The sequence below is a fragment of the Bacteroides sp. AM16-13 genome (assembly GCF_003602705.1).
In the GTDB taxonomy this organism is placed as follows: domain Bacteria; phylum Bacteroidota; class Bacteroidia; order Bacteroidales; family Bacteroidaceae; genus Bacteroides; species Bacteroides xylanisolvens.
Genome location: NZ_QTLK01000055.1, coordinates 1 through 7,104, shown reverse-complemented (window position 1 = coordinate 7,104; position 7,104 = coordinate 1). Strand labels below are relative to the sequence as shown.

Sequence of the window (7,104 nt, the reverse complement as noted above, 5' to 3'; positions counted from 1 at the left end):
AGGAGGCGGAGAAGCGCCCGATCCGGCTGCATAAATGACGTCACGGCAGTGAGGAATACACAAAATGTAAACGACAAACTTCGTAGGCTTAACTAAACATTTGGCTTTTAACTAAACTAGAAATCATCCACTAACATGAGGATTATCAACTTGATTGTGGTGCATTGCAGCGCCACGAGGGAGGATTGTACACTTTCACCGGAAGATTTGGACCGGTTACACCGGCGGCGCGGATTTAACGGAACAGGCTATCACTACTACATCCGCAAGGATGGAACAGTGCACCTTACCCGGCCCGTGGAACGCATCGGAGCACACGCCAAAGGTTTCAACGCTCACTCAATAGGTATCTGCTATGAAGGTGGTCTGGACTGCCGGGGACGCCCGGCAGATACCCGGACTCCGGCACAACGGGCTACGCTCCGGCAACTCGTTGGGCAACTACAGGAGAAATTCCCCGGCTGCCGGGTCTGCGGGCACCGGGATCTTTCGCCGGATCTCAATGGAAACGGTGAGATAGAACCGGAAGAGTGGATTAAACAGTGCCCGTGTTTTGAGGTGGCAAAGGAATTCAAGGAGTTCGGAGCATTTGCCGATAGAACTGATGAGACTGGAAGTACGGAGAAACACAGAGTAACACAACACATTAAAGAACAGAAAGGAGGTAAATGATGGCAATGAAGAAATCAGTATGGGATATGATCCTGAAGGTGGTTATCGCAGTGGCTTCGGCTTTGGCAGGCGTTTTGGGCGCTAATGCGATGAATTTGTAAGAAATACCTAGTATGTGAAAAAGCGCCTTCGGCAGACTATTTTTAACCGGCTGCCGGAGGCCTTTCAGACATGATAATTAGACTAAACCGATTTATAAAACTATTCATTTTAAAGAATGACCATTTATGAATAAATTATATCTATACAAAAACAAAATGAGACTGGGGCAGTTACCTTTCATAGGGGTAATGTTTGGCCTTCTCTTTTTTTCTGCTTCCGTGCATGGGCAATCTACGAATACAATTTCATTGGATGTGCCGCAGGTTGTCCCGGTCTCTCCCACGGTGGCTGCCATGGAAAAATATCAGTCCTATCCGGTAAGCCACTGTACGGGCATTCCGGACATAACGGTACCATTATATGAGATTGTGGCGGGTGAAGTGACAATCCCTGTTACATTGTCTTATCATTCTTCCGGTCTGAAGCCGAAAGAGCGCAGCGGTGTTGCTGGAACGGGATGGACGTTGAACCTGGAACCTTCAGTAAGCCGCCATATCAATGGTGTGGCGGACGATGAATACAGGGAAGGTTGGTTTTACGTGGCAGATGAGCAAGTTCCCTGGCAACCGGACAGACAGATGGAGTTTTATGAGAAGAAAGTGAATAACGGGACTGATATGCGTCCGGATAAATTCATTTACAAACTGCCTCACGGTGGGGGCAGCGGCTATTTTCGCACACGTCACACGCCTATGTGGACGGTTCCCCGCAACAACGACCTGGTGAAGTGGAATTATGACGACACGATGAATATTACGGACGAGAACGGCCTTCAATATTATTTTGGAGGAACCTGTGAGAAAACAGGGGATAACATCACCCGCTGGCTGTGCAGCTCCATCTGTTCCGCACGGCATCCGGAGCAGCAATTGGTGAACTTTTATTATGACTCCGGGCATCTTGTCAATCCGCGCACGTATTATAACCTGGATGAGCAGTTGATATTTAAAGATATAGATCGTCCTAACCGTGAGACGCTCCTGATAGACGGTTCCTCTTATTATCGTGTTTGTCCTCCGGATGATTATCAATCTTCGGAAGGGCTCCAAGAAGCCAGGTTGGAAAGTATCAGCCGGGATGAAGCCGGTGTGGGTTTCTCGGACCCTGTCCATTATACGGACGGCGACATAGAGGCTGCTTATGTGTCGATGGTTGAATTTCTTGATAATAGTCTGTCTGTCAGTTATAAGCGTGTTGGACGAGACGGTACTACTTCGAGTACGGTGCTTGATGAGATGGAGGTAAAGGACGGAAACGGAATGCTGGTGCGTACGATTAGATTTTATATCACTCCATACAATGACAACACTTCACTGACGAAGCTGGATTCGGTGCGTATATCTTCACCCGGAGTGGAGGACCGCGTATGGTCTTTCGATTATGGAGATGTCCGTCGCGTGCCCTCAATCTATACGACCTCCGTAGACCATTGGGGGTTCTGTAACGGTCCGGAAAACAGCGGACAAAGTAAGCTCCCGGGTGTACGGGAAGTGCTTTCGCTGGATCTTAGCGGTTTTTCGAACATGCATAGTTTTGTGGTGAATTATCCGGGTGCTAACCGCAATCCGAGTCCGGGTTATGCGAAGCTCGGGGTTTTATCCCTGATAACTGATCCGCAGGGTGTACAAACCCGCTTCAGTTATGAAGGAAACTATGGCGCTTTCCGGGATAGTCGCAAGGACGAGTCCCACCGGGATTATCTTCATCCTGTAGGCGGTTTGCGTGTTTCCTCTGTTGAAAGTTATGACCCTCATACAAACCGTCGGATCAGGAAGAGTTATAAATATGGCCTGACCATTCCGAACGTTCCGAATTATGAACCTGTCTGGGGTGGTGGCGCTATCAGGCACATAGTGACGCAGCGTGATTATCAGTCGGATGGGATTGCCATCTATAGAGATCCTGCAACCAATGCGGAATGGAAAGAGGAACTGACGATTTATGGTTCCATGCCTGTCTCCAATATTACGTTGCATGACGGTAGTGCTGTCATGTATAATGTGGTGTCAGAGCAGACCCGGGGGGATGACGGTACCCAAACCACTACCATGTACTATTATGATGTGAAACGTCATGCTTTTGAAGACCTGTTGGTATGGGACGATAGTGATCCTTCCGGTTCCGTGAAACAATTTGTAGATGAATCTATTACCGAAAAGACAGAAGCTTTGGTGCGTCGTAAACCCTACTATTCACATGAGCCTTCCGGAGATTTCATCTATGGTAAAAGCAATCAGTTGTATGGTGCTTTACTTCGCACGGAATATTACCGTGGCAGTGAACTGGTTTCAGTCGTGGAGAATAGTTACTCAGCAAAGAAGATTGAAAACCAGCAAATACAGATATTGGTACCCGAACGGCATATTGTCACAGGTTGGAAAGAGTTTGAGGAGAGTGGTTACTCCGGTAAATATTCTGTCTTTACCACTCACCGCGAAAATTTGGATATAGACACGTACCGGCAGTTGGATAAGGAAGTTACCAAGCGATATTATACCTCCGAAGGTAAGCGGCATGTTTTTTCCACCGAGAAACGGTATGCGTATGATTACGACTTTCTTGATCCCGGTTTTTCCTTAAAGCCCCGGCGGGTGGAAACCATGCGTAGCGACAGTACAGCGGTGGTGGATACCTATGACTATCTGCTCAATTATCCCGCTATTCTTTCCTACCATAAGCGTACGGAGGGAGAAAACAACCGGGAAAGCCGTATTCTTTTTAATACGGGTACTTGCCTTCCGCAGAAAGTGCAGTCGCGTACGGACAAGCAGGCGGACTTTCGGGACGAAGTGGTTTACCGCCGCTATGACGCATCCGGCAACGCTGTCGAGATAGCTGGAAAGGATGGAACTCCCGTCAGTTTCCTCTGGAGTTATAACAACTGTTTTCCCATTGCGAGAATAGAGAATGCGACAATCGATGAGGTATGCGCAGCTCTGGAGATTGAGTCGGCCGATGAATGGACATACGATAGTGTCCCGGATTCCGATGTACGGGTCAGGATCGGCTCTTTAAGAGAACTGCTTCCCGATGCACGCGTTACTACCTACGAATACGTTTCTCTGCACGGTGTGACGGCAATTACCGATCCTAACGGTGTCACCACCCGCTTCGATTATGATAATTACAGCCGACTGACCGGCAGCTATTATCTGGATGAAAACGCCCGTAAAGTAATGCTGCAGAAGTATGTTTATCATTTCGGAAAATAAAAGGAATACAGGAAAACTGGATAATTTAAAAACTGACAAAACTAGAAATTATGATACGAAAATTATTCTTATTGATGTTATTTGCGACTTGTTCGTACAGCCTGTTCGGGCAGTCTTCATTCTATCATCGCATGGAAACGGCGATAGATCTCGGGGTTTGTGATAGTACATATTATTATGAAGGAACGCTTAATACGGGAGATTACTCGAACGACTATGTGCTTCCTTCATATAAAGAACCCGACTTTTCATTTGGTAACGAGATATTCTTTAAGTTGACGCTGACACGTTCCATGGATGTCGGTATTGGGATAAACGGTCCTTCGGAAGTAGGTACTTTTGCCCATATATTGGATGTAACAGGTAAGGAAGTAGACCGCCTAAATTTGGGGTATGCAGACTTATGTATTTCTTTGCTTCCCGGCACGTATTATATTGTAGCGGAGTCTATGGACTATGGTGCGGGGAAGGTTGTTGAGGAAGGTCTTATTTACTTGTATATCTATATTGACGAGCGTGAGATAGGCGAGGATTTCTATTACCCGATGGATCTTGGCACCTTTGGCAGTGAGTTTACCGTTTCGCATACGGATAACATTACAGAATACATATCTGATTATGAACCGGGTGCCGACAACCATGACGACTATCATGACATGGTGTATTGCTTCACTCTACAGTCTCCTGTTCGTCTGAAGCTGGAGAACAGCTCGGAGTACTGTCATACCTTGTTGAAATGTTGGGAGGACGACGTGGTGGAACCGATATACGCTGCCTCGGAAAATCTGATGTATTATGATTTGGAACCGGGCATTTATTATATCCATACCTGGGCACTTGGCTGGGGATATACTTGGCAGACCGTTTCCCTCACGGGTACTCCTATTCCGGCGGGGAGCAGTTTTTCTTCTCCTATTGATATTGTAGGTGAATATTATGGCACAGCTTTTTACTACGACCATACGTTTGATACTTCTGTCTTTGTAGGCAGCAAAATGTCGTTCAAAGCGGGAAGCGAAGTTTATTATCGTGTTACTTTTACGCAACCGATAAGTTTGGATGTCTGTAACTGTGATTCGGAGGTGAACGACACCTACTTGATGGTGTACTCTTTGAATCAGGAATTGCTGTATGTCAATGATGTTGCCTGGGGCCGTGGAGCATGTGACAACGGAGAACATGCTTACCTTCAGATTCCTTATCTTTCTCCGGGCACGTACTACATTGTCGTGGATGGTTCTACAAATGGAAAAATAAATTTGTTTATAAATGGAGTGCTGTCTGGCCCTGTAGGAGACGATCCTGATACAGCTATTGATGCAGGCACATACGGCCTTCTGTTTACAGACACACGGGACACGTCTCTTTATGGCGACCGCACCAGCGGTTTTATATCCGGCTGTACTCCTTTTAATGATGTGTTTTACAAATTCACATTGACCTCTCCGATGGATTTGCGGGTCAGCCATTGCGGTTCTGTATTGTCTGAAACGCATCTTGGTCTGCTTGATTCCACTCGTTCCATGCTTTATTCAAGCGCCGACTCTTGCGAAATAAAAGTGGACAGCCTTCCTGCCGGCACATATTATATTGTTTCCGAGGGAAATAGTGCGAATGGCTTTATTACTACTAATCTTGAGACACTTGTGTCTCAAGATTCGCTGTCTCCTACATCTACCCAACCGTATGTACTTTCGTACGTTCCGACAGTTGCTACGGATGATGTCCTTTCTTTAGCGGATGATGAAGTCCGCCATGAAATTCAGTATTACGATCATTTCGGTAACCCTACGGTCAAGGTTCAGCACGGCTTTTCCCCATTGGGGCATGACCTGATCACATTGCAGGACTACGATGCCCTGAACCGGGCCAGCAAACTCTGGCTTCCTGTGGCGTATGGTAGCAGTGACGGATCTTATGTGAATCCCGGCAAATTGTCGCAAACTGCCCGTTCCTTTTCTCTTTACGGCATGGATTCACATCCCTACAGCCTTACTGTGTATGACGGCTCCGCATTGAACGAGGTGGTGGAGGAATATGGTCCTGGCAAGAACTGGCATACTACGGGACATTCCGTAAAGAATGACCGCATGACGAACGTTTTAGCATCCGTCCGTCTTTATGGTGTGGGTGAAAATTTCTCGCTTACAATGTCCGGCCTTTATTCTCCGTGTACGCTGGATGCTGTCCGCACTACCGATGAGGACGGAAATGTAACTTACGAGTTCAGGGACAAAACCGGTCGAACGCTTCTGACCCGGCAGATGAACGGTGACGAAGCTCATGATACCTATACGGTATATGATAATTACGGTAATGTCCGCTTCGTACTTCCTCCGCTGGCTGCGGATAGTTTGACGGCAATACAGTCATACGCTGAAAGCCATCCTGTTTTGCAGAAGTATGCTTACATCTATCATTACGACAAGTATAATCGTTGTATCTATAAGAAACTCCCCGGTTGTGCCCCTGTTTACACGATTTATGACGCTGCCGACCGCCCGATTTTTACTCAAGACGGTGAACAGCGCGAGCGAAACGAGTGGTCTTTCAGCATTCCCGACAGGTTTGGTCGTGTTGTATTGAGCGGCATTTGCAAGAATCAACCGGCTTATGGTGGGGAGTCCACCCCTCTCGACACTGTTATTGTAAAAGCCGTTTGGGCGAATGAGGAGAATCCGTTGAAAGGTTACCGTTTGGAAGGTATAACCTTAAGTTCCCCGACTGTCTTGTCGGTCAGCTATTACGATTCCTACGACTTCCTTGGTAAAAACGGTATTCCCGATGACGCAACGACAGCTTACTGCGAAACAGCCGGTTATGGCAAACGTTATGGAGATGATTGCAAAGGGCAGCAGACCGGAATCTTGACCGCCCGTTTTACAGACAGGGAATATACAGGCTTCATTTACTCGGCATTGTACTATGACGACCGCTACCGCGTTATCCAGCGTAAGGGCAATAACGGGCAGCACGGTACTGAATCCGTTTATACGGCTTACAACTTCGAGGGCAGCCCAACGAAAGAGAAGCATGTGCACAGCGCTCCCGGACAGGCACCTGTAACCGAGGTTCATACTTATACCTACGACCTTGCGAACCGCCTGTTGAAGAGCGT

4 protein-coding genes are annotated in these 7,104 nt (G+C 47.2%); all 4 read left to right on the top strand.

The window, feature by feature from the left end; all coding sequences use genetic code 11:
• The first annotated feature begins 135 nt into the window (after window positions 1–135).
• Window positions 136–672 (top strand): N-acetylmuramoyl-L-alanine amidase, encoded by a 537-nt coding sequence (locus DW173_RS23380; protein WP_087322019.1) that lies wholly within the window; start codon window positions 136–138, stop codon window positions 670–672.
• 5 nt (window positions 673–677) lie between these two features.
• Window positions 678–773: a smalltalk protein gene (locus DW173_RS23875; protein ID WP_005681936.1), complete on the top strand. Its 96-nt coding sequence runs from the start codon at window positions 678–680 to the stop codon at window positions 771–773.
• 126 nt (window positions 774–899) lie between these two features.
• Window positions 900–3,986 (top strand): RHS repeat protein, encoded by a 3,087-nt coding sequence (locus DW173_RS23375; RefSeq protein WP_120145328.1) that lies wholly within the window; start codon window positions 900–902, stop codon window positions 3,984–3,986.
• A 50-nt stretch (window positions 3,987–4,036) separates the two neighbouring features.
• The coding region (locus DW173_RS23370; protein ID WP_233562290.1) for a DUF6443 domain-containing protein at window positions 4,037–7,104 on the top strand (3,068 nt) is incomplete at its 3' end.